3 protein-coding genes and 1 pseudogene are annotated in these 3,433 nt (G+C 66.9%); 2 read left to right on the top strand and 2 right to left on the bottom strand.

Annotation, left to right across the window (positions count from 1 at the left end):
- Window positions 1-53: 53 nt before the first annotated feature.
- Both I5M_RS27830 and I5M_RS30760 read left to right on the top strand, forming a co-directional pair.
- Window positions 54-1,433: a M17 family metallopeptidase gene (locus I5M_RS27830; RefSeq protein ID WP_031337839.1), complete on the top strand. Its 1,380-nt coding sequence runs from the start codon at window positions 54-56 to the stop codon at window positions 1,431-1,433.
- Window positions 1,426-2,309: pseudogene (locus I5M_RS30760) on the top strand (C40 family peptidase). Before I5M_RS27830 ends, I5M_RS30760 begins: the two are co-directional and overlap by 8 nt.
- Here I5M_RS30760 and I5M_RS27820 read toward each other — a convergent pair.
- Both I5M_RS27820 and I5M_RS27815 read right to left on the bottom strand, forming a co-directional pair.
- Window positions 2,266-2,907: an NUDIX domain-containing protein gene (locus tag I5M_RS27820; RefSeq protein WP_022724393.1), complete on the bottom strand. Its 642-nt coding sequence runs from the start codon at window positions 2,905-2,907 to the stop codon at window positions 2,266-2,268. The pseudogene I5M_RS30760 and the gene I5M_RS27820 sit on opposite strands and share 44 nt — an antisense overlap.
- Before the next feature lie 3 nt (window positions 2,908-2,910).
- On the bottom strand, window positions 2,911-3,433 hold a 523-nt coding region (locus tag I5M_RS27815), incomplete at its 5' end, for an ATP-binding cassette domain-containing protein (protein ID WP_031337837.1).

Raw genomic sequence — 3,433 nt, 5'->3', positions numbered from 1 at the left:
CGCCCTCCGCACCTCTCTCTAGCCGCCTCCCGCCCACGATGCGAAAGACCGCGATGCCTTCCATCTTCGACACTGCCGATCAGCCCGCCGTCCCGATCTCGTTCGTCACCAAGTCGACTCTGGAGAAGGTCTGCGCCGGCCTGCCCGAGGCCGCGCAGCGTTTCGCCCGCGCGAACGGCTACAGCGCCAAGCCCGGACAGATGCTGGCGCTGCCGGACGCGAACGGCGCGGTAGCGCATGTGCTGTTCGGCCTCGACGAGGTGGGCGCGCGCAGCTTCGATCCGTTCCGCACTGGTGCGTTGCCGGGCCTTTTGCCGCCCGGCACCTATCGCTTTGCCAATGCGGCTCCGGACGACAAGCTGGCGGTGCTGGCCTTCGCGCTCGGAACCTATCGGTTCGGCCGCTATCGCAAGGCCGAGGCGCCTGAGGTTCGGCTGGTGCCGCCGCAAGGCGTCGACGTCGCAGCGATCGTCCGCGCGCTCGAGGCCGCGACGCTGGCGCGCGATCTGATCAACACGCCGTCCAACGACATGGGGCCTGCGGAGCTCTCCGACGCGGCGCTGGCGCTGGCGCAGCGCCACGGCGCCAGCTTCTCCTGCATCGTTGGCGACGATCTCGTGACCCAGAATTTTCCGCTGATCCACGCCGTCGGCATGGCGGCGACGCGGGCACCACGGCTGATCGATTTCACCTGGGGCGATGCGGCGCATCCGAAAGTCACGCTGGTCGGCAAGGGCGTCTGCTTCGACACCGGCGGCCTCGACCTCAAGCCGTCGAGCGCCATGCTGATCATGAAGAAGGACATGGGCGGCGCCGCCAACGTGCTGGCGCTGGCGTCGATGATCATGGATGCGAAGCTCAAAGTGCGGCTGCGTGTGCTGATCCCGGCGGTCGAGAACGCCGTCGCCGGCAACGCGATGCGACCGCTCGACGTGTTCCCATCCCGCAAAGGGCCGACTGTCGAGATCGGCAACACCGACGCCGAGGGCCGGCTGGTGCTGGCCGACGCGCTGGCACTGGCCGACGAGGAGGCGCCGGACCTTCTTATCGATCTCGGCACGCTGACCGGCGCAGCGCGGGTCGCACTCGGCCCGGATCTGCCGCCCTACTACACGCACGACGAGCAGCTGGCGCTCGATCTGGCGCGCAGCGCGGCGGCGGAGAACGATCCGCTGTGGCGGATGCCGCTATGGGGACCTTACGATTCCTGGCTCGACTCCAAGGTCGCGAACATCAACAACGCGCCGTCCGGCGGCTTTGCCGGCTCGATTACTTGCGCGCTGTTCCTGCAACGCTTCGTCGAGGCCGCCAAGACCTGGCTGCATGTCGACATCTACGGCTGGACCCCGAAGGCGAAGCCGGGCCGACCCGAGGGCGGCGAATGCCAGGCTGCACGCGCGATCTTCGCATTGTTGAGCGAGCGTTATGGCTGATCCTGACTTGGACCGGAGGCTGAAGCCGGCGCGGCCCGACCTTGCGGCCAAGCATCTNGAAGCTTGGGGGACGCGGCGCGCTACGCGGAGGGCGAGGTGTTCGAGGTCAGNTACGGCGTCGCGCCGGTGCGGCGCGATCCGTCTTCCGGCGCGGCGCTCGACACCGAGGCGCTGAAGGGAGAGCGCGTCACCGTCTACGACCGCAACGAGGAAGGCTGGGCCTGGGGCCAGCTCGAGATCGACGGCTATGTCGGCTGGCTGCCGGACCTCGCGCTGTACCGGCCGGGCCCGGCGCCGACCCACAAGGTGACGGCGCTGCGGACGTTCGCTTTCCCCGGTCCTTCGATCAAACTGCCGCCGGCTGAAACACTGCCGCTCGGCGCGCGGCTCGCGATCGTTCGCGAGCAGGACAGCTTTGCGGTGACTGAGGACGGCTGGTTCGTAACACGCGGGCACGTTGGCGCATTGGATCAGTTCGAAACCGACTTCGTGACGGTCGCCGAGCGCTTTGTAGGTACGCCCTATCTTTGGGGCGGCCGCACCAGCCTGGGCATCGACTGCTCCGGCTTGGTGCAAACCGCGCTGGCCGCCTGCGGCATCAAGGCGCCGCGCGACAGCGACATGCAGCAGGCCGGACTCGGCGACGCAATCGCCCTATCGGAGCAGGACCAGCTTCTGCGCGGCGATCTGTTGTTCTGGAAAGGTCACGTCGCCATCGCACGCGACGAGAAGACCATCGTCCACGCCAACGCATATCACATGGCCACGGCGATCGAGCCGACGCGCGAGGCTATCGCGCGGATCGCCGCTTCCGGCAGCGACTTGGTCGCGATCAAACGGCTCCGCTTAACAACTCCGGCAGACGCGCGCGATTGAGCGCCAGCCATTGCAGCGCGCTGTACAGCAGCGCGTTGAACACACTGCCGTGCTCCAGCGCCGCCAGCGCCTCGTCGATCGAGACGACGAAAGGCTGCGTATCTTCGGTCTCGTCGGCGAGGCCGCCGCGCTCCAACACAGCGCTGGCATCGACAACGCCGGCGAAGAACACGACCTGTTCGTCACTGAAGCCCGGCGCCGTGACCACCTTGAAGAGTTCGACCAGACGATCCGGCGCGACGCCGATTTCTTCCAGACATTCGCGCCGCGCCGCCTGATGCGCGGTCTCGCCGAGATCAAGGCGGCCGGCTACGATTTCAACCATATCGCCGCAGCCGTTGGCGAGATGCGCCGCAATCCGGAATTGCCGGATCAGCACCAACTGGTCACGCGCGAGATCGATCGCCAGCACCGCAGTGGCGGTCGTTGCGCGGAGTACGTCGCGCCGCTGCAACAGCGGCGGCTCGCCCTCGCGGCGCAGGGAAACTTCGTAGCGCTCATAGACCATGTAGCCCTGCCCGATCGGCAGCGGCTCTGACAACGTCACATCGGCCTTGCGGTCGGCCAGCAGCGGGCGGCCGTCGTCGAAATTCGTCATTGATCAATCCGCAGCAGTCGCTGCGTCCGGCGCGGTATCGAGCCGGAACGCCGCGGCGAACAGCGCACGCGTATAGTCCGATTTGGGATGCTTGAACAATTCCGCGGCCGGACCTTCTTCGACGACCTTACCCTGTTTCATGACGATCAGATGACTGGCGAGTGACGCCACCACTCGTAAATCGTGGGAGATGAACATGTAAGTCAGGTCGCGCTTGCGCTGGAGGTCGCGCAACAGATCGACCATCTGCGCCTGAAACAGCATGTCGAGCGCGCTGGTCGGCTCGTCCAGCACGACGAAATCCGGCTCCAGCACCACAGCGCGGGCGATCGAAATGCGCTGGCGCTGACCACCGGAGAACTCGTGCGGATAGCGGAAGCGCGTCGCTGGATCGAGGCCGACATCGATCAACGCCTTGATGACCCGCTCCTCGCGCTCGGTCTCCGACAGCCCCGGCTGATGCACGCTGAGCCCCTCGGCGACGATGTCGCCGACCGACATGCGCGGGCTCAGCGCGCCGAACGAT

The organism is Rhodopseudomonas sp. B29, assembly GCF_000333455.1.
Lineage (GTDB): Bacteria > Pseudomonadota > Alphaproteobacteria > Rhizobiales > Xanthobacteraceae > Rhodopseudomonas.
This window is presented reverse-complemented; position numbering and strand designations above follow the sequence as displayed.